This window comes from Gemmata obscuriglobus (assembly GCF_008065095.1).
GTDB lineage: Bacteria > Planctomycetota > Planctomycetia > Gemmatales > Gemmataceae > Gemmata > Gemmata obscuriglobus.
Map to the genome: position 1 here is coordinate 2,054,956 of NZ_CP042911.1, position 19,103 is coordinate 2,074,058.

The following is a 19,103-nucleotide window of genomic DNA, read 5'->3' on the forward strand; positions in this document are numbered from 1 at the left end:
CCCGCTTTAACCGGGTGAGCAACTTTTGCTCACCTGTGCTCCTCCGGCTCACGCGCGAGTTCGCGCGCGGCGAGCCACCCCACCATACCCATCACCGGCACGCCGACTTGCACGATAACCGGGAGCCCGTGCCGGATTTGCACGGCCGTTAACGCCGACGTGGCGGTCAGGCCCGCCCACGCGAGGGCGAAGAGCGGGAGCCACACGTTCCGCGAGCCCGGGAGCCGTTCCCACAGCACCACCGCGGCGGCAACGAGGAGCGTCCACTCGTAGATCAGGGCGTGCGGCGACGCCCACAGTGAGAGGAGCACTGCGACCGGGAACATCACCGCGACCGGGCCGCCGCTTTTCCGTTTCACCCACCAGGCGGCACCGACGCCCGCAATCGCGCACGCGGCGGCTAGGGGCCAGTGCAGTTGAGGGTGCTCGGGCAGCAGCAGCGCGAAGAACCCCTTCGGGTTCACCACGTTCCACATGCCGAACCCGCTGAAGCCGGCGTTGGTGCGGAGCGTTTCGACGAACGCCCGCGACGCTTCGGGAACGATGATCCACGACACCGCGGCCAGTAGGGCGCCGCTACAACCGACGCCGAGAACGCACTTCCAGTAGCGGCGCGGCTCGAGCCCCCACCACACGAACAGCCCGAGCAGCAACTGCGGCTTGAACCACAGGAGCCCCGCCACCAGCCCCGCGGCAAAGGTACGGTCGTTCGAGAGCAGTCGGTACACGCCGGCAAACGCCGCAAGACTGATAAACGTGTTCTGCCCGAAGCTGGCGGTCGCGAACACCGGGAAGAACGCCAGCGCCCACAGGAGAGCCCGGGCGGGGCGCTCCGGGCGCAGGAGGAGAACGGCGAGCGCGAGCAGCGAGAACCCGATCAGCGTCCAGACGGCGAAGCTCACGTAATACGAGAGCCCCGCGGTGGGCGTGTAGAGGAGCGCGTAGAAGGGCGGGTTGCGGTACGCCTCGAACGCGCGGTTCGGGCTGCCCCAGTCCCAGCCCACGAGTTGCTGCTGATAGCCCTCGGCGATCAATTCGGGGTAGCTGTAGATGCGCTGCGGCTGGCCGTCCCGGATCAGCTTCGCGGCGTGATAGAACGCGAGGTGGTCGGCCCCGATCAGTTGACCTTCGGAGTCCTTGTACCACCCGCCTAGCGCGAGGCTGACCGCCCACACGACCCACGACGCCGCGCCCACGACCAGCCCGACCCACAGCTTCGGGCGGAGCCACTCGGCGGTCGCGGCATACGTCATGGTGGTCTCGTATCGGATCGCGGTGATGCGTAACCGTGTCGTCGCCCTTGGCGGCACAGGGCGGGAGCCCTGTGCCGCCAGTCACCTGGAGACGGCCGATTCCAGAACGGTCCGCACCAGCGGCTCGGGCACGTCGTCGAACAGCTTCACCTCTCCCAGGCGCGTGGGGAGGATGAACCGCATCTGTCCGCCCACGGCTTTCTTGTCGCGGCGCATCACGGCGATCAGGTCGTCGGCGGGCCACCGGGTCGGCGGGGCGGTCGGCAGCCCGAGCGCGTCGAGCAGCTTCGTTTGTCGGGAAACGAACTCGTCCCCGATCAGACCGAGCTTACGGGCCAGTTGGGCCGCGCACTCCATGCCGATGCTGACCGCTTCGCCGTGGAGAAGGGTGCCGTACCCGCCGCACGTCTCGAAGGCGTGCGCGAACGTGTGGCCGTAGTTGAGCACCGCCCGCAGGCCGGTGCGCTCGTACTCGTCCTGCTCCACGACATCGGCTTTGAGCCGACACGACCGCGTGACGACGCGGAGCAGCGCTCCCGGGTCGCGCGTGCGGACGGCGTGGGAGTTGGATTCGAGGTACGCGAAGAATGCGGCGTCGAGGATGACGCCGTATTTCACCACCTCGGCGAGCCCGCTGATGAACTCGCGCGCGGGCAGGGTGTTGAGGAACGCGAGGTCGATCCACACGCCGGCGGGCTGGTGGAACGAGCCGATGAGGTTTTTGCCCTTGGGGTGGTTAATGCCGGTTTTGCCGCCGACGCTCGAATCGACCATTGATAGGAGCGTGGTGGGCACCATCACGAGCGGCAGCCCGCGGTTGTACGTGGCGGCGGCGAACCCTGCGAGGTCGCCGATCACCCCGCCGCCGACCGCTACCACCGCGGTGCTGCGGTCCGCGGCGAGTTCGTAGAGGGCGTCGTACAGCCCCGCGAGCCGCTCCAGGCACTTCGACGCCTCGCCCGCGGGCACCACGGCGCTCCCGGCACGCAGGCCCGCTCTCGTAAGTGTGGCCTGAATCGATTCCGCGTGCGGCCAACTGTTGGAATCGCCCACCACGAGTACACTGGAAGTCTTCGGCAGCGCGGCCCGGACGAACGCGCCGAGGTTGGCGGTGGCGCCGTGAGTGAGGGCGATGTCGTAGCTGCGCGACCCGAGGTTCACACGAACGGTTTCCATGCTCCGCATTTCAGCGAGAACGCAGAGGTTTGCCAAGTGTCCGGCGGGCACGACGTTCGCGACACCGGCCGCCCCCTTCGTCGTGGCGAGCGTTCGCCCCCGTTGTCGGCACCGTTCCGGCCCTGGCGCGCGGAGCTTCCTGGGATCGTATGGGACGTTCCTCCGCGCTGGTCCCGATAAGACCGATGCGCTGCAACTACCTTGGGACCGGTCGCAGGCGCATAACGAACCCGGCACGATCCTGAGCCGTACCGGAACCGGTTGGGATTCCATGTTTGTGCCCAAGACACGGACGTAACCCGGCGGGGCGGGGCCGCGTTTCCGGAGCGACCCGCCGACCACAAGACCTTCCGCCCACGTGAGTTGAATCCTGATGCCGACAGACGATAACGCCAATTCGGGAAGCCTGCTCCCGGACCTGGGGGCGGGGCTGGTGGTGTTCCTCGTTGCGCTGCCGCTCTGCCTCGGGGTGGCGCTCGCGTCCAACGCGCCGCTCTTTTCGGGTCTGCTGGCCGGTGTCGTCGGCGGGTTGGTGGTCGGATTTTTGAGCGGATCGCACACCAGTATCAGCGGCCCGGCGGCGGGGCTGACCGCGGTCGCGGCCGCGCAGATCGCCGCGCTCGGGTCGTTCCAGGCGTTCCTCCTGGCCGTTGTGGTGGCCGGGCTGATTCAGATCGTGCTCGGCCTCGCCCGGGCCGGGTTCGTTGCCGCGTTCTTCCCGACCGCCGTTATTAAGGGGCTGCTCGCGGCGATCGGGGTCATTCTGGTTCTCAAGCAGATACCGCACGTTGTGGGACACGACCCGGACCCGGACGGGGACATGGCGTTCCAGCAGCCGGACCACCAGAACACCTTCACCGAACTGATCCAGACCATCGAGGACGTCCACCCGGGGGCCGCAACCGTCGGCCTCCTGTCGATCGTCATGCTGGTGTTGTGGGAGCGGTCCCGGCTGGCCCGGCTCCCCGTGCCGGCCCCGCTGGTCGTGGTCCTGTTCGGGGTGGGCCTGAGCCAACTGTTCCGCCAGCTCGGCGGGGGATGGCCGATCGAGTGCGGGCACCTCGTGCAGGTGCCGGTGGCGGACAGCGTGTCCGGGTTCCTGGGGTTCCTTCAGTTGCCCGATTTCGAGCAGTTGAGCAACCCGGCCGTGTACATGGCGGGCCTCACCATCGCCGCCGCCGCGTCCATCCAGTCGCTGGTGACGCTCGAGGCCGTCGACCGCACGGACCCGCAGCGGCGCGCGTCGCCGGCGAGCCGGGAACTGCTGGCGCAGGGGTGCGGGAACGTCTTGCTGGGGTTCCTCGGCGGGCTCCCGATCGTGACCGAAATCGTCCGCGGGACCGTGAACGTGAAGGCCGGGGGCCGGACCAAGTGGGCCGCCGTCGTCCACGGGGCGCTGCTGCTCGGGTGCGTGGCCCTGCTGCCGACCCTGCTGAACCTGATCCCGCTGTCGTGCCTGGCGGCCATTCTGCTGGTCACGGGGGTGAAGCTCGCCAGCCCGCGGCTGGTCCGAAGCATGTGGGTCCAGGGCTGGCCCCAGTTCGCCCCGTTCATTCTGACCGTGGCCGCCATCGTGCTGACCGACCCGCTGATCGGGGTGCTGATCGGGCTCGCGGCCAGCGTCGTGTTCATCCTCCGCAGCAGCGTCCGCTGGCCGCTGCGGCTGATCGTCGAGCGGCACCTGTCCGAGAGCGTCACCCGGATCGCGCTGCCGAGCCAGGTGAGCTTCCTGAACCGGGCGGTGCTGGCCCGGTCGCTGGACGAGATCCCCCGCGGCGGGCACGTGCTGCTCGACGCCGAGCACACCGACTACATCGACCCGGACATCCTCTGGCTGATCCGCGAGTTCACGGAGCAAACGGCCCCGGCCCGCGGGGTGGAGGTGAGCCTGCGCGGGTTCCGCAGCGAGTACCGGCTCAGCGACCAGATCCAGTACGTGGACTACTCGACCCGCGACGTTCAAGAGGCGATGACCCCGGAGCAGGTGCTCCAGATCCTGCGCGACGGGAACGAGCGGTTCCGCGCCGGCCGCCAGCTCACCCGCGACCTGGGGCGCCAGGTGCGGGGCACCGCGGGCGGCCAGCACCCGCTGGCGGTGGTGCTCAGTTGCATCGACTCCCGGACCCCGGCCGAACTCGTCTTCGACCTGGGGGTCGGGGACGTGTTCAGCGTCCGGCTGGCCGGGAACGTGGCCAGCCGCAAGGTGCTCGGGAGCATCGAGTACGGGTGCGCGGTGGCGGGGGCGAAGCTGGTGCTGGTCATGGGGCACACCCGGTGCGGGGCCGTGACCGCGGCGGTCGATCTGATCTGCTCGGGTCGGACCGCGGCCGAGGTCACCGGGTGCCAGCACCTCGACCACATCATCGGGGACGTTCAGCGGGTGGTGGACCCGGTCGCGTGCCGCGCCGCCCACTGGCCCACCCCGGCGGACAAGGAGGCGTTCGTGAACGACGTGGCCCGGCGGAACGTGCTGCGGGTGGTGGAGTCGGTCGTCGAGCAGAGCGAGACGCTCCGCCGGCTGGTCCGGGAGGGCCGGATCGCCGTTGCCGGCGCGATGTACGACGTGAACACCGGGGAGATGGAGTTTTTGACCGCAGGAGCGACAGACCTCCCGCCCGCGAAGTCGGATCAGTAACCGGGTACGCGACCCGCGAACGGGAAACCACCAACGCCTCGTGTCCCGCCCAATGTTTTGCACCCGGGCGGGACACGAGGCGTTGGCTTTGCCGTCACGCAGTTGACCAATTGGGCAATCGGCCGGCCACGCGCGACGCATTCATTATCAGTTTCTTCTGCACTTCGACGGCGTGGCGGTGATGCGATCTCTGCCCATGGTCAGCGAACGCCCCACCTGTACGTGGGCGTGTAGTAATACCTTGTGGCGTTGCCGTAGCGGATGGTAAACTTCACGTAGTAAGAAACCATTTGAAAATCCCCCAACCCGACGGCCCACGTCCCGTTCGTCGGGTTGAACGTCCCCTGAGCCACGCTGAGTTCGCGGCCGTTGGCGTCCAGCGAGACGATCCGGACATCGGTCAGCGTCTCGTAGGCATCGAGGCGGTACGTGCCGGTCAGTTCGGCCACCCTGGCCGTACCGCTGCGGTACTCCTTGCGCGTGGTGACTTGCTGGCCGAACGCGTGGGCCTCACCGGCCAGGGAGACGAAGAGCCCTGCGAACAGGGCGAAGGCCAAACAGAGCTTAATGCGCCGCATGTCTACGACCTCCAAAGGACCGTGCGACTTGAGCCAGGCCGGGGAAGTGGTCCCCACGTTGAGGTGCCCGGTTGCTGGCAGGAGTGAGTAAGAGCGGCCGGGCGATTCTCGGTGAACTTTTTCCGCAATTTTCAGCCGGCCGGTTTCCGGAGCGACTGTTCCCGTCCCGGCGCGTGCCGCGATACGATGTACTCATCGCGAGGGTTGCAAATGTCCAACCTTGTCACATCGACTGCACTTTTGTCCGCGATGCTCGACCCCGAGCAACCGGAGGCGTGGGAGAAGTTCCAGAGTATATACGCAAAATGGATTAAGGGGCAGATTGTCGGCAAGCTGTCCAGCCCGCCCGGCAAGACGTTGCAGCAGGAGATCGACACCCTCGTCCACGACATCGTGAGCCGGACCTGGGAGCAGTTCCGCGGGAAGCGCTACGACCCGCAGAAGCGGGCGCACCCGGGCAGCTTTCGGGCGTGGCTCAAGACGGTCGTGCAGTCGGTGACCGCCGACGCGGTCCGGTCGCGACGACGAACGACGCGCGCGGCGGGCGGGGATTCGGACTGGCTGGCCGAAGTGCCCGACGCCCACGCCGTGGCGACGGAGTTCGAGGCGACGTTCGTGGAGGATGTTGCCGAACGGGTGTTCAGCGAGTACCTGCTCGAGTGCAAGGAGTGGCAGCGCGTGGTGCTCGAGCGGCGCGGCCTCCGCCACGGCAACGCCGCCCCCAAACACGGCGAACAGTTCCCGAGCTTACCAGAGTTGAGCGCGGAGTTGGGCAAGACGGTCGCGACGATATCTGATTTTTTGACAGGCGCCCGCAGTGCTCTACAAAAGCGGTTCCGGGACGCGCTCGACGCGCTCGACATGTACGGCCTGCCGGCGCTGGCGAAACCGCTGTAGCGGTTCCGCGGAGCCGGCGCACCGTCGCACCCTGGTCAAGAGTTCCGCCATGAGCAGCGAAGTGGAAGGCCGCGCCGGGCCGTTGCTCGATCCGGGGGGCGGCGCCCCGACCGATACCGCCGGCCTGCCGGTTCCCAGCATTGCATTGTTACTCGAGCGACGGCGGCAGCGCGTCCGGCACATCAGCGCCACGCCGGACAAGGTCGGGCGCTACATCGTTAAAGAGGTCAAAGGCCGTGGGGGGATGGGGGTCGTGTATGCGGCCGTGGACCCCCACTTGAACCGCGACGTGGCCGTCAAAGTCATTCGGCCCGAGTACGCCGAGTCGCCGGCGTTTCAGGCGCAGTTCGTCCAAGAATCGCGCGCGATGGCGGGCGTCAAGTCGCCGAACGTTGTGACCGTCCACCACGCCGAAGTGGATGAAGCGGGGCACCTCTTCCTCGTGATGGAGCTTTCGCCGGGGACATCGCTGCAACACCTGCTCCGTCCGGGGCAGGCGCTGCCCCAGGCGACGGCGCTGGAACTGGGAATCGGCTTGGCTATCGGGTTAACGGCCGCTCACGCGCACGGCGCCATTCACGGCGATGTGAACCCGAACAACGTGCTCGTCGAGCCGGGGCCGGACGGGACCCGGGTCGCCAAGTTGACCGACTTCGGGCTGGCGCGGTTCGTGGAGGAGTCCGGTTCGAGCATCGGGTGCGGAACCCCCGGGTACCGGAGCCCCGAGCAAATCAACAGCAACCAAAACGTCACCGTCGCGAGCGACGTTTACAGTCTGGGCGCCGTACTGTACCGCATGCTCACGGGAAGACTGCCCGTTGCCGAGGAGCCGCTTCAGTTCCCGTCGCGGTCCCGCGTCCCGCGGCCGTTGCGTCGGCTTTGCGTCCGGTGCCTCCAGGCGGAGCCCCACGCGCGACCGTCGGCGGCAGATGTCGTACAGGCGCTCAAGGCGTACCGCGCCCGATGGCGGCGACGGCTCCTCGTCGCCGGCGTGCTGACCGCGACCGTCCTGGCGGGCGTTTTCGGCGCCACATGGTGGTTCAACATCAAGTCGGCCGCGACCATGAACAAGGTCCGTGCCGACATGCTGCACATCCGGGCGTCGTCGCTCATGACCTCCCCGGACCCGGCGAAGCGGGCGCAGGCGGAGCGCGAGTTCCGCGCGGCTCTGCCCGTGCTCCGCAAGCACGCCGCGCGGGGCGAGGTGGAGGCGACGATGGACCTGGCCGAGGTGCTGTGCAACCTGGCGACCCTCGCCGCGCCGGACGAGGGGCTGAACCTGTGCGACGAAGCCGAGCGCGCGCTGAACCAGACGGGCGTTCCCCACGACAACGACATCTGGGCGTTCACCTGGTTAACGCGGGGCACCGTCCTCCAAAACCTCGGGCAGACGGAGAAGTCGTTCGAGGATTTGACGCGGGCTCGAACGCGCTACGCCGAACTCGCCCCGACGGTCGATCGCGACGAGTTCAAACAGCACCACGCGACCGCCCGGCTGAACCTGGCGAAGCAGCTCATCCGCCGAAACGACTTCGCGGCAGCGGTTCAAGAGCTGGACGCGGCGGTGGCGATTTGGCAGTCGCTCCTGGCCGCGAACCGGACGCAATACCTCACGCCCTGGATCGACGCACGATACACGCGCGGGATCGCGCGGTACGGGCACTCCTCGTCCCTACCGGCGGAGCCGGCCGCGGCCGAGCGGGCCACGGCGATTCAAGATTTTTCCGAGGTGATCGCCGAACAAACGCGCTCGGTCGAGGCGGGAAACACGTCCGACGCCCTGTTGCTCCTGCGCGCCCTGATGATGAGGCACGGCTTGTTCGTCCGCCAGGGCCGGGCCGCCGACGCACTCAAAGACGCCGAGCAGGCGATCGCAATCAACGACCGCTTCGCTCCCAACGTGCCCGGTCACCAGATCGACGCCCTGCGGAAGTACGTCCAAAAGTACCAGCACTGAAAACGTCAGATGAACGACCAGCGAGGGCCGCGAATGACCGAAGCGGAATGGCTTGCGGTGACGGACTCGCGCCCGATGCTGGAGTTCATTCGGGGCAAGGTAAGCGAAAGGAAGCTGCGGCTGTTCGCCTGTGGCTGCGTTCGGCTCGCGGAGCGCCGCCTTCGCGACATGCCCACATCAGAATCGGGCTGCCACACTGCGTTGAACGTAGCAGAACAGTACGCCGACGGGTTAACAACAACCCGCTGGCTGTCCGAGGCGCGTGAAGATGCTCGCCTCGTCCATGCGCAGTTTCACACACTTGCTCGGCGGTACCTGGAAGAGGCGAGAGGAAAGCGGCGGCATTTCGTTCAGCAGGCGTATGCCGTTTCGGGCTGGGCGGAAGCGGCCGAGATGGCGGCATGGCCGGATCCACACATCTACCCCTACCCGTGGGAATCCGACTGCGGAGGTGGCGAGTACGATCTTGCCGACATGGGTTTACAGCAGGCGGCGTATGACAGGGTTTTCGGCGAATGTGGCGACGTGCTTCGCTGTGTCTTGGGCAACCCCTTCCGTGCCGTTACCCTGCATCCGTCTTGGTTAACATCCACTGTTCTTGCACTTGCTGGTCAAATGTATGAGAACCGGGATTTCGCACCGATGCCGATCCTGGCCGACGCCCTGCAAGACGCTGGCTGTGGCAACGACAACATCCTAAGCCACCTGCGCAGCGACGGCCCACACGTTAAGGGCTGCTGGGTGCTGGATGGAGTGCTGGGCAAGTCGTAGCGAATCTGTCACACCGGTGGAGCACATGCTTGCGAAGGTCCGGGCGGCTCAAAGTGTGTTCGAGTTACCCTCCCATTTCCTGCTCGCTTTGAATCGGATAAGGTTGCTTCGTTATTGTGCAGTTTCCCGTGCGGCTTTGGGCTACGACCTGTGTTTGTGATTGATGTAGGACTTACGTAGTTGACTTTTGGGTAAGTAGGTATGTAGGTGCGGCGAGGTAGGTTCGCACCGCTTCGCGCACGATGGCCGTCTTGGCCGCGAACCAACTGACGCCGGACTTGAGCCGGTGCCACTCGAGCCGCAGGAACGCGCGGATCGCGAGCCCGATGTGGACCGCTTGGGCCCGGCTCATGCGCACCTGGCACCGGTCCACGTGGCAATGCTGCTTGAGGCCCCGGTGATACTCCTCGATGCCCCACGCGTGCCCGGCCAGAACCGCACGAGTGGCCTCGTCCATGTCGAGGTCGTTGGTGATCCAATGCTCCGTGCCCCCATCACCGGTGGCGATCCGGAACGCCTTCACCAATCCGAACCCCTCCAGGTGCACCACCGTACCGGCGGCCCCGATCGGGCACCCCTCGATGGCCCGATTGCCCGTGCGATCCGGGTTCACCCGCCGGTTGCTCCGCACCCGGGTCAGGAAGTGCCACCCCAGGGCCCGCACCGCCTTCAGGTTGTCCTTGCCCGAGTACCAGGTGTCGAACAGTACCACCCGGGGCGACAGGTCCCGTCCCTTGGCGACCGCCAGCATGGCTCGGAAGTGGTCGTTCTTGGTCTCGGCTCGGGCCGGGTCGGCGAGCCGGTAATCACACGGTACCAGGGCGGCCCCGTCGGTCCACAGCAGGGTCACCAGCCCGATCCCGCTCACCACCCGGCGGTGCCGCCCGGACCAGCACCGGCGCACCAGCCCCATGTGCCGGGCGAACGGCTTGTCCAGCACCGAGTCGTCGAGCACCACGGCACCGCCCGGGCGGACCGACGACCGGGCTTCGTCCCACAACGCCGCTGGGTCCGGTTCCAGCCGGTGCAGCAGTCGGGTGAACGCATCATGCGCGGGCGCCGTCGGATGGTCCGGTTGGGCTCGCGCGGCTTCCGCGGCCGACGCCACCTTGGGGGTGGCGATCAGGAATTGGATGTAGTCCTCGGCGCTCGCACGTGGTGCGTTCATGGCCCGATCATAGACCAACAACACACCATGCGCAAATCCTGCGCCAGCGCAACTGCGTAAGTCCTATGATGTACTCCTGAGTGAAGTACGTTACGATGGCGAGGCAACATCCAGGGTCTATGAGTAGCGGCATCCAGCACAGCCACTTTACCATCGCCACCGGGAAAAAACACATGCCCAATGAGGCGATCATCCCTCCTAGAACTGGGGCTATCGAAGCAGATCTTCTCCAGAATGCCCAGCGTAACACTATTGCGTAGTTTCCGATGATGATAAATGATCCTACGGAAAATAATAACAAGCCAATCACCTCAAAGAAAAATACTACCGACGGGTGTTCGGCTGCTGTCATTTCGTTGCCCTCGGAACAGCGTCATCGCAATTATACCGAGTTCTCCGGAAGCCCGAAACGGCTGAGGAAATTAGTTCACACAATCGGGTGTACTAACTGTTGTGGCGGTTCTACGTGGATCAGGTAGTGAGGCCGCCGTTTCCGGACAAAAGCAGTCCCGGCGTGGAAGCCGTGCTGGCGGCACTCGACGGGCACAGAAATGGTCCGCTCGCTTGCGGTTGCCGATACTACGTGAAGATCGCAGCATCGGTCGCCGCACGATAACCGGTTCGGTGTTGAGAGCCGAAGATGCCCGCCCCATCGCCCGCACCCGATGACGAGCCCGCGAAGCCGTCTCCTCCGCCGTGGCGCGAGTTCGCGCGGTCGCCGCTCGTGCCGTTCGCGCTGGCGGCGTCGGCGGGGTTGCTCGCGGACCGTTACATCGGCGTGCCGCTCGGGGCCGCGTTGGTGGTCGCGGCGGTCGCGCTCGTGGGGTGGTGCTTCACCCGCCGCGCGACGCCGCAAACGGCCCTCGGGTGGCTGCTCGTGTCTACCGCCACCCTGGCCGCCGCACATCACCACGCGCACCGGCACACGTTCGCCCCCGACGACGTTTCGACACTGGCGAAGGCCGCGCCGGAAGTCGTCCGCGTGCGGGGCACGCTGGCCGAGGAGCCGGACCGGTTCCGGCCGCCGCGGTTCGACCCGCTGCTGACCATGCAGCGCGAGGCGACTAGCACGACGGTTCTGGAGATCAGCGAAGTAGACGGCGCCACCGGCTGGCGTTCGGCATCCGGGCGCGTGCGGTTGTCGGTGGAAGGGCGGCTCGACGACTTGCACTGCGGCGACGCGGTTCAGGTCGTCGGTCGGCTGTCGCTCCCCGAAGGGCCGGCCAACCCGGGCGAGCGCGACTACCGCGGGTCACTCCTCGACAAGCGGATCACTGCGGACCTGCGGGTGAAGCGCTCGGCGGACTCGGTGGTGCGGATCGAGGAGGGCTGGCGGGCGTCGCTGTTCGGGTGGCTGGCGGTGCTGCGCGGGTGGGGCACGCGGGCGCTCGCGCAGGCGCTTCCCAAGGACGAAGCGGGACTCGCGACGGCCCTGCTGCTGGGCGACAGCACCGCGCTGGACCGCGAGGAGTGGGACGCCTACGTTCGCACCGGGGTGATTCACGTCCTGGCGATCTCGGGCCAGCACCTGGTCATTCTGGGGGCGTTCGCGTGGGCCGTGCTCCGGCTGTGCGGGTTCCGCAACCGCTACTCGGCGTGGGCGGTGGCGCTGCTGCTGCTCGGCTACGCGCTGCTCACCGGGGCGCGACCGTCGGCGATGCGAGCGGCCGTGATGGAGTAGACACTTATGGTTGTGTTTGCTATTATAACTCCGGTACGAAAGTTTGCCCGGAGTGACCCGCCATGAACACCCCGAATCCCGTCGCCTTCTCCTACATTCGCTTTTCACAGGCGTCACAGGCGAAGGGCGACAGCGTGCGGCGGCAAACCGAACTGGCCGAACTCGGGGCGAAACAACTCGGCGTAAAGCTGGACCCGTCCACGTTCCAAGACCTCGGCGTTTCGGGATTCACCGGCGAACACCGGAACAACCCCGACCGGCACGGGCTGGCGATGTTCCTTCTGGCGCTGGAAAAGGGGAAGGTGAAGCGGGGCGATTACCTGCTTGTTGAGAACTTGGACCGACTTTCCCGTGAACACGTCATGAAGGCGCTTGGCCTTCTGCTGAACCTTGTGAACGCCGGTGTCCGGGTGGTGCAACTCTCCCCGTCCCTCATGGTCTTTGACGAGAACTCGCAGCCGATGGCGCTGATGATGGCGGTCATGGAACTGAGCCGGGGGAACAGCGAAAGTGCGATGAAGGCCGAGCGGTGTGGGAAGGCGTGGCGTGAGAAGAAGAAGGAAGCTCGGGAGGAGGGAACGCCAACAACCGCTATGCTCCCGGCTTGGCTGGAGTTGTACGGCGGGAAGATCGTGACGAAGCCCGACGCAGCGAAAGCCGTGAAGCGGGTGTACGAACTGTGTGTTGCGGGTTACGGGCATCTCGGCATCTGCAAGAAGCTGGCGGAAGAGGGACACGCACCCATTGGCAAATCGGGCCAGTGGGTGCGGTCTTACGTCGCACACCTCCTGACGTGTCGGCAAGTGCTGGGGGAGTATCAGCCCATCGTGAAGAAGACCCGGAAGCCCGACGGCAACCCGATTCCGAACTACTACCCGGCGGTTGTGACCGAAGAACTTTACCACCAAGCGCAGCACGCCAAGAGCCTTCGGGACGGCACCACGGGCCGACCACCGACCCGCACAAACTTTAACTACTTCACGGGGCTGATGTGCCGGGCCGGTAACCCCGAAGACAAATATTTCACGCAGACCTGTGTTGAGACGAAGAAGAACCGGCGACAGGTGAACTACCAGAGCCAGAAGGCGAACCAGGGCGTTGCGGCTGCGTCCTGCTTCCCCCAAGACGTTCTTGACCGGGCGTTCTTCAAACACTTCCGCATCCTACAGCCCAAAGACGTTCTCGGCGAAGACACCACGTCGGAAGAGCTATCGGCCGTCACCGGAGAGCTAGAAGCGGTTCAAACGAAGCTGGCCGAACTGACTGCCGAGATGGAAACTGGCGAAGTGAAGCGGCTCGTTCCTCTGCTACGGAAGTGGGAAGAGAAGGCGGAAGCACTCACGACGAAACAGAACGCCTTGCGGCAGAAGGCGGCGCACCCGAAGGCCGAAGCGTTCGGCGAGACGCAACACTTACTTGGCGGGTTGCTCTGGGACGCCAAGCCGAAGAAGGGCGAACCCGACAACTCCGACGAGATGAAGCACCGGTTGCGGGCGTGTCTGAGGCGGGTGATTGATCGGATGCACTGCACGTTCGGCGGGACACGGAACCGGCGGCGGGCAATCGTTCAGATCACCTACCACGACAGCACGACCGTTAACGTGTTGCTGGTTGACTTCTGGCCGCAACGGGCGCACGGTACCGCCGGGGGCGGAAAAAAGGTGTTCAGTGAGGCGAAGACGGTAAGCACCTGGGGGACGCTGGATCGGGTGATTGATGAGGAAGAGGCCAACGGGCTGTTTGAGAAGACCTTCAAAGGGGAGTGACCAAATGGAAGAGTTGTGGGCCGAGTGCGAACGCCAGCAGTGGCGAAACGGGGAGAACGTTCAACGTCTGGTTGTTGCCCTGGAACACGCCGGGCAACACGAACGAGCGGCAACGGTACAACGCCACTACACTGAAGCAAACATAAATATAATCCAGCGAATGTGCAGCCGGTGGGGGCATCCGGCTACTGAGGAACCGTCGTCTAGCTGAATGCTAACCGTGTTGTGTCGCTATGGTAAGGGTCATTACTCGTCCTCTTCGGCTTCCGCATCTGACGCCTCAAGCTCGTCACGGATCATTTCGAGAGCGTCAATCATCTCTTGGGCGACGGCCGGATCAAAGAAGGACAATTTGACTTGCAACCGATGCTTGGCTGCCGGATCAAACACCGAGAACAAAAGAACTCGGTTGCCGTCGTGCGTAATGCCGTCGGTGGCCAAAATCATTGCGTCTAGCGTCATGTGGCGTCACTCACGATGTGTCATTATGGATGCCCCGCCAAAAGCGGGGCGTTTCTGTTATGCTGCTGCTAACCGTGTCACACTCAGGGCCGGTAGCAAGGCTAGGTAAGTCTCTGTCGTTTCCTCTGCCCACTTCTTCGCATCCGTCATCGTCTTGAACCCGAGGCGTTCCAGTCTCACCCACGGGCTAGGCTTCGTGTCCTCTGGGTCAAAGTCCTTCCACTGGAAGGTTACCTTGTGCGGCCCACCCGTCTGTTTCAGGATGGTGACCTTTACCCCGCACTCGTCTTCACCGTTGGGCGGGAGCAGGGCGAAGACATGATCACGCCCCATTCCGTCCTTCTGCCAGTTCAGTTTCATGTTGCCCATCACGATGCGTCACGTTTGACTAAAAATCTGCATCGTATGATTGAATGGCCCGCATGTGCCCGTCGTTGTTAACCTCTTTGAGTTGACAGGAGCGGTCAGCCTTGCCCACCCGCTTTACGATTGCTTTCACAGTTGCCATGTTGCGAACTCCCACCGTTCGCCGAAAACGAAAAAACGGCGAACTCTCCGGTTGGAAAGCCGCCGCAGTGGGATGCGGAGGAGTGTGCAACACGCACACTTACCGATATGGGTTACCGCTTCATGCGGGCCATCGGGTGACAGAACTTGGAACCCGACCGGGTTCTACCCTGACCGAAGCCAGTGAACCGGGCGTCTGTCGTCGTCTACCACTTGTCGCAGTGGGCGGGCGGCCAGATAAGCTGCGTTAGGCTGGTCGGGAGCAGCTTACCAAGACAACTTTGGTATCCGCAACCCCAAAACGAGAAAAATCGCCAAGACCCGCAACAGCAGGCAGCCAACAGTATTGGGATGAAAGTACGCCTACTTGAAGCGGTCTGCCGGGTGCGTCTCCGACATCAGCCAATCTGCCGACGCATCGCCCTCATCCCTTCGCTCCGCAGCCAGTGCCCACGGCATGTCCGGTGGAACGGAGAAGACGAACTTGGCTCGTGCTGCGGCGACTTCTGAAATCACCTTGTCCGGGCTGGTGAGCGGGACGTATCCGGCTCTCCCCCACAGTTCCACTGTGAAGCAGTCGGGCGGAATGACGCCGTGAAAGAACGACCACCACTTAGCCTGTCCTGCCGGGTTCAGACCGTTACGAATCGTCTTGGCCGGAACGCCCAGTCGCTTCCAGGCGGCCAGTGCGGGTTCAAGCCGCACGTCGCCGTCCGGGATGCGGCAGGCGTAGCGGACGGCGGTCTTTACGGGCAACCTCGTTGACCAACAGAGGAGCGTGTCAGGATCGGTCTGGGTTGTTAGGCTGACGGCCGTTAACGTCTGTTTCAGGTCGTGGGTGGCAATCTCGCCCTTGCTCAACCCCTCCGACCAAATCGGGGGGAGGTGGACGAGAGGGGAATAATGAAAGAGAACCGGCATGGTTTCACCTGCGGCGAGGATAGAGCATCGAAGATTTGCAGACTACTGGACAGGGCCGGACTAACTAATATAAATACGATTTAATTGATTAAACTTACTGCAACCAAAAGTAAATTATGTTAGTGTGTAATAAAATCTATTCACACATTCGTTATCATGATCGTGATTATTGTTCCGCAGTCTCTTGTTTCGCCCGTTCCCGGCCCTTGCCCAAAGAAGCCCGGCATCCGTGCCATCGGGACGCTGGGACAGCGAGCTTAAGTCCGAGTTCGATGCCGCCGATGCCGGAGCAGAGGGACAGAACGTTGAAGGAAGATGCAGCCACATACATGTTGGCCCCGGTTGGTTATTGAATGTGCGGCGTAATCAGCACCTCTTTGTAGAACCGAGTCGGCCCACCCAGCCCACGCCCGAACACAATTGTCTGGATGCGGCAGGTCTTGTAACGGTTCCAGATGGCCGGATGGTCGTCGTAGGACATTAGCCACGGTGACTGCCGGGCCAACACGATGTCCCGAAGCATCAGATGGTCAAGTTGGGTAAAGCCGTGTGCGTAATACTTGCGCCGAGCGGCTCCGACGTACGGTGGATCACAATACAGCACGCTGTCGTCGTCTTTGAGCACCTGCCGGAAGTCCAAGTTGGTGATCTTGGCGTCTCTGAGGAGCCGGTGGGCGTTACGGTACTGCTGCTCTTTCGTGTGCAGTTTCGCTCGTGAGCCGCAGCGGGGGTTAAACGACACGCCCTTCTGCCCGTACGACCAGGCGTGGAGGGCGCACAAGCGCCAGCCGAGTTCCTTCAGGTCGGCCACGGTTCCGTTGGCGATGGACTGGTGGTACTCCTCCCACTTGTCCCGCTCGCAGTGCTCACCGTACAACTTGTCGATCAGGAACTCGTGGTCGTCCCGAATGGTCTTCCAGAAGGCGTAAACCGGACGGTATACGTCGTTCAACCAGACGTCCGCCCACGGCAGGCGGTCCAGCAAGGTCAGGGCCACGGCCGCACCCCCGGCGAACGGCTCGGTGTACGAAACACCTGGCCGCATGTGCTGGGTGAGCAGGTGCAGGAAGCGGTGGACGATCCGGCGCTTGCCACCGAGCCACGGGAGCGGGTAGATGAAGTTGCTCTTGTTCTTCGGCACGGTGACGCCTCGTGAGACGGAACACCCGGCGGTAGCTTTTCCGCCGAGTGGAAATCGAAACTGAAAGTGCGTTAGCCCTGGGGAATGATGACGATGATGTCGTTGCCGAGCTTGATCGGGACCGTTTGGTTTTTGGTGATGAACTTCACCTTCACTTCCATGTTAAACTTCTCCTTGAGGTAGTTTTTCGCCTCGGCCTCACGTTCCTTATCGGCCCCCTTCGGCTTGCGGGTGCGCACCTTGCCGGATTTGGGCGATTGGGACGCAACATCGCCGTTCTTCGTTTCGGCCCCCTTCACTTCGGTCCTCAAGCGGTTGGATGCTTCCTTCTGCTCCTCGATGTACTGCCCCATCTCGTCGGGGTTGCGGGCGAAGCGGACGATTTGCTTGATGCTCAGGTTCCAAAATTCCAGTCCCATCTGAAGGCAAACGGTCTGGACCCCGTCCCAATTTTCCGCCAGCGCCTTGTGTTCGTAAGCGGTGCTTTGGGGAATGCGATGCTCCTTCAGCACGTCGGTGTAGTTGATGCCGTCCGCCTCGCACTCTTCACGGAGCTTCAGCAGCCAGTCGCCGTGATCTCGGGCCTTCTCACGCTGGTTCAGGGTGGCCCCCTTGTACGCCTCGTAAGCCGCCTTCACCGCCTGAATCGTCGCTGTGTTCATCGTGGTCATCTCGTCACCCTCGTTGGTTTCAGGCTCCGTTGTGGCTCCTGACACCCCGTTGGCTGTACGGTCACCTTCTGTCAAGTTTTGCAAACTGGAATTTTCGCAAGTCTTTAATGGATAAGGAAATGCAGCAATGCCGAGGGCGACAGAAGTTCGTGAGCTATGGTTCTGAAATGCCACGCAATTGGAAAAGCCCGCTTTACTGGCGGCGAATCGCAAGTCTTGTGAGGACTCTGGCGGACGAACGGATCGATGAAGCGATGCGGGCCGGAGTGGGTTTTGTGCCCGTCTACCGTTCGTTGCGACAGATTGCAGACGTGCTGAACGAGAAAGGGTACCGTACTCGTCAGGGCAAAAAATTCAGTGCCGAGACGGTGCGCCTTCTTCTGGAACGAACGAAAGACCGGGCACGCCCCGAGCCTCTCTCGGAATATGCTCTGGAGGCGACCCGAACGTGGCTGGCTCGGATTATGAAAAACCCACCGCCGGGAATGCTCTGGATATTGTTAGCGAGATTACACGGTCAAAAACGGTGGTACCGATACAGGCGGGAAATCACAAGCATGGAAGACATCACTCTCGACGTGTGGAAAGCGATACACCCACAAGTACGGGAATTGGACGAATTCCAGTTTCTGGGCGAAGTTGCTCTCCTGAATACGCTGGGGAAAATCGGTGCATTTTCTGAAACTGAAAACGAGGAGTAATACGAGCGAACAGCGTTGCGAATGGTGACAAATGAAGAAAACGTACAAAGCGGGACTGAGTTACGGCGACAACTACTTTTCTTACACCGAGACGAACGGCGGCTGGTCCGTTGTCGTGAACGTCTTGCCCTCCGGCGTTCACGCTACGCTGGAACACCCAGAGGTCGCCAAGCCCGTGGCGACCGCAGCCGTCCAGTCGGAGGAATGCCGGGCGGCGGCACAGGCATTGATCGACAAGCTGTACAACCCACGCCACCAGTTGCCGGACATCCGGGCGCTGTACCACGCCTTCGGCCAAGCATTGAAACAGGTCTGGTTCGCCCAGGACGACTACGAGAAGAAGCTGCTCGGGATGCTCAACTACACCGGGGGCGCTGAGGCTTAACGATGGACGAGCTATGGGCGGAGTGCGAGCGGGAGGGGTGGAAGGATTTGGGGGCCGTGCGGCGGCTCGTTTCGCTCCTGCGCCTGACCGGTCAACACGAGCGAGCGGAACAGGCGAAACGCAACTACGAGATGACAAACGGGCCGCCGTGCGGGGAGGTGTCGCCGTACCCGGACATGCCGCTGGACGAGATTCAGCGGCACATAGATATTATCCAGCGGATGAGCAACCGGTGGGGGTACCCGAGCGATGCCGAGTAACCACATCGTGTACATGTTCTCGTTTGACTCAGGGACCGCTGCCCGGCTCGAAAGGTTCTTGAGTCGTGCCCAAGCGCCTTCTGCCGTCGATGCTGCCTGAGCTACCGCCTGGGCGAAATTGCAGGCGGCGTCAAGCAAGAAACCGCTCTTGAGTCCGGCGACGGGCGAGGCGG

At 63.8% G+C, this 19,103-nt stretch carries 18 protein-coding genes; 9 read left to right on the top strand and 9 right to left on the bottom strand.

The genetic code is table 11. From position 1 onward, the window contains the following. Window positions 1–29: 29 nt before the first annotated feature. Together GobsT_RS08640 and aroB are read right to left on the bottom strand one after the other, a co-directional pair. Window positions 30–1,253, bottom strand: a complete 1,224-nt coding sequence (locus GobsT_RS08640) for a glycosyltransferase family 87 protein (RefSeq protein ID WP_010050872.1) — start codon at window positions 1,251–1,253, stop codon at window positions 30–32. Window positions 1,254–1,334: 81 nt separating this feature from the next. Continuing rightward, window positions 1,335–2,429: a 3-dehydroquinate synthase gene (aroB, locus tag GobsT_RS08645; RefSeq protein WP_109571198.1), complete on the bottom strand. Its 1,095-nt coding sequence runs from the start codon at window positions 2,427–2,429 to the stop codon at window positions 1,335–1,337. Window positions 2,430–2,802: 373 nt separating this feature from the next. Here aroB and GobsT_RS08650 point away from each other — a divergent pair, with 373 nt between their 5' ends. Further along, window positions 2,803–5,064 (top strand): bifunctional SulP family inorganic anion transporter/carbonic anhydrase, encoded by a 2,262-nt coding sequence (locus tag GobsT_RS08650; protein WP_010048152.1) that lies wholly within the window; start codon window positions 2,803–2,805, stop codon window positions 5,062–5,064. Between the two features lie 200 nt (window positions 5,065–5,264). On the opposite strand, the gene GobsT_RS08655 is transcribed toward GobsT_RS08650, so the two are convergent. Continuing rightward, a complete protein-coding gene (locus tag GobsT_RS08655) occupies window positions 5,265–5,642 on the bottom strand; it encodes a hypothetical protein (RefSeq protein WP_109571197.1) in 378 nt (125 codons plus the stop codon). Window positions 5,643–5,852: 210 nt separating this feature from the next. Between GobsT_RS08655 and GobsT_RS08660 the strand changes: the two genes are divergently transcribed. Genes GobsT_RS08660 through GobsT_RS39475 form a run of 3 tightly spaced genes read left to right on the top strand, consistent with a single transcriptional unit; the run spans window position 5,853 to window position 9,267 of the window. Continuing rightward, window positions 5,853–6,539 (top strand): sigma-70 RNA polymerase sigma factor region 4 domain-containing protein, encoded by a 687-nt coding sequence (locus GobsT_RS08660; protein ID WP_148087656.1) that lies wholly within the window; start codon window positions 5,853–5,855, stop codon window positions 6,537–6,539. 49 nt (window positions 6,540–6,588) lie between these two features. Next, window positions 6,589–8,496 carry a serine/threonine-protein kinase gene (locus GobsT_RS08665; RefSeq protein ID WP_109571196.1) on the top strand — a complete coding sequence of 636 codons (1,908 nt, stop codon included), beginning with the start codon at window positions 6,589–6,591 and terminating at the stop codon, window positions 8,494–8,496. A 33-nt stretch (window positions 8,497–8,529) separates the two neighbouring features. Beyond that, window positions 8,530–9,267, top strand: coding sequence for a hypothetical protein (locus GobsT_RS39475; protein ID WP_010048146.1), 738 nt, complete (start codon window positions 8,530–8,532; stop codon window positions 9,265–9,267). Between the two features lie 172 nt (window positions 9,268–9,439). On the opposite strand, the gene GobsT_RS08675 is transcribed toward GobsT_RS39475, so the two are convergent. Continuing rightward, window positions 9,440–10,435, bottom strand: coding sequence for an IS701 family transposase (locus GobsT_RS08675; protein ID WP_010033997.1), 996 nt, complete (start codon window positions 10,433–10,435; stop codon window positions 9,440–9,442). Window positions 10,436–11,075: 640 nt separating this feature from the next. Here GobsT_RS08675 and GobsT_RS08680 point away from each other — a divergent pair. Together GobsT_RS08680 and GobsT_RS08685 are read left to right on the top strand one after the other, a co-directional pair. Beyond that, entirely contained in the window at window positions 11,076–12,116 is a 1,041-nt protein-coding gene (locus GobsT_RS08680) for a ComEC/Rec2 family competence protein (RefSeq protein ID WP_109571195.1), read from the top strand. A gap of 62 nt (window positions 12,117–12,178) precedes the next feature. Then, entirely contained in the window at window positions 12,179–13,882 is a 1,704-nt protein-coding gene (locus GobsT_RS08685) for a recombinase family protein (RefSeq protein WP_109571194.1), read from the top strand. 246 nt (window positions 13,883–14,128) lie between these two features. Here GobsT_RS08685 and GobsT_RS08690 read toward each other — a convergent pair whose 3' ends face one another. From GobsT_RS08690 to GobsT_RS08710, 5 genes are all read right to left on the bottom strand, one after another. Continuing rightward, window positions 14,129–14,344 carry a hypothetical protein gene (locus GobsT_RS08690; RefSeq protein ID WP_010046587.1) on the bottom strand — a complete coding sequence of 72 codons (216 nt, stop codon included), beginning with the start codon at window positions 14,342–14,344 and terminating at the stop codon, window positions 14,129–14,131. A 57-nt stretch (window positions 14,345–14,401) separates the two neighbouring features. Further along, entirely contained in the window at window positions 14,402–14,704 is a 303-nt protein-coding gene (locus tag GobsT_RS08695; RefSeq protein WP_148087657.1) for a hypothetical protein, read from the bottom strand. 510 nt (window positions 14,705–15,214) lie between these two features. Next, on the bottom strand, window positions 15,215–15,712 hold the full coding sequence (locus GobsT_RS08700; protein WP_148087658.1) for a hypothetical protein: 498 nt from the start codon (window positions 15,710–15,712) through the stop codon (window positions 15,215–15,217). A 406-nt stretch (window positions 15,713–16,118) separates the two neighbouring features. After that, window positions 16,119–16,913: a DNA adenine methylase gene (locus GobsT_RS08705; RefSeq protein ID WP_010046592.1), complete on the bottom strand. Its 795-nt coding sequence runs from the start codon at window positions 16,911–16,913 to the stop codon at window positions 16,119–16,121. A gap of 71 nt (window positions 16,914–16,984) precedes the next feature. Continuing rightward, complete coding sequence (locus GobsT_RS08710; RefSeq protein WP_010046593.1) at window positions 16,985–17,584, bottom strand: hypothetical protein; 600 nt, start codon at window positions 17,582–17,584, stop codon at window positions 16,985–16,987. 107 nt (window positions 17,585–17,691) lie between these two features. On the opposite strand from GobsT_RS08710, the gene GobsT_RS08715 reads away from it, so the two are divergent. The 3 genes from GobsT_RS08715 to GobsT_RS08725 are packed head-to-tail and all read left to right on the top strand — an operon-like array spanning window position 17,692 to window position 18,930. Continuing rightward, window positions 17,692–18,285 (top strand): recombinase family protein, encoded by a 594-nt coding sequence (locus GobsT_RS08715; protein WP_109571193.1) that lies wholly within the window; start codon window positions 17,692–17,694, stop codon window positions 18,283–18,285. Window positions 18,286–18,316: 31 nt separating this feature from the next. Continuing rightward, window positions 18,317–18,670: a hypothetical protein gene (locus GobsT_RS08720; protein WP_010046598.1), complete on the top strand. Its 354-nt coding sequence runs from the start codon at window positions 18,317–18,319 to the stop codon at window positions 18,668–18,670. 2 nt (window positions 18,671–18,672) lie between these two features. Further along, complete coding sequence (locus GobsT_RS08725) at window positions 18,673–18,930, top strand: hypothetical protein (RefSeq protein ID WP_010046600.1); 258 nt, start codon at window positions 18,673–18,675, stop codon at window positions 18,928–18,930. Window positions 18,931–19,103: the final 173 nt, after the last annotated feature.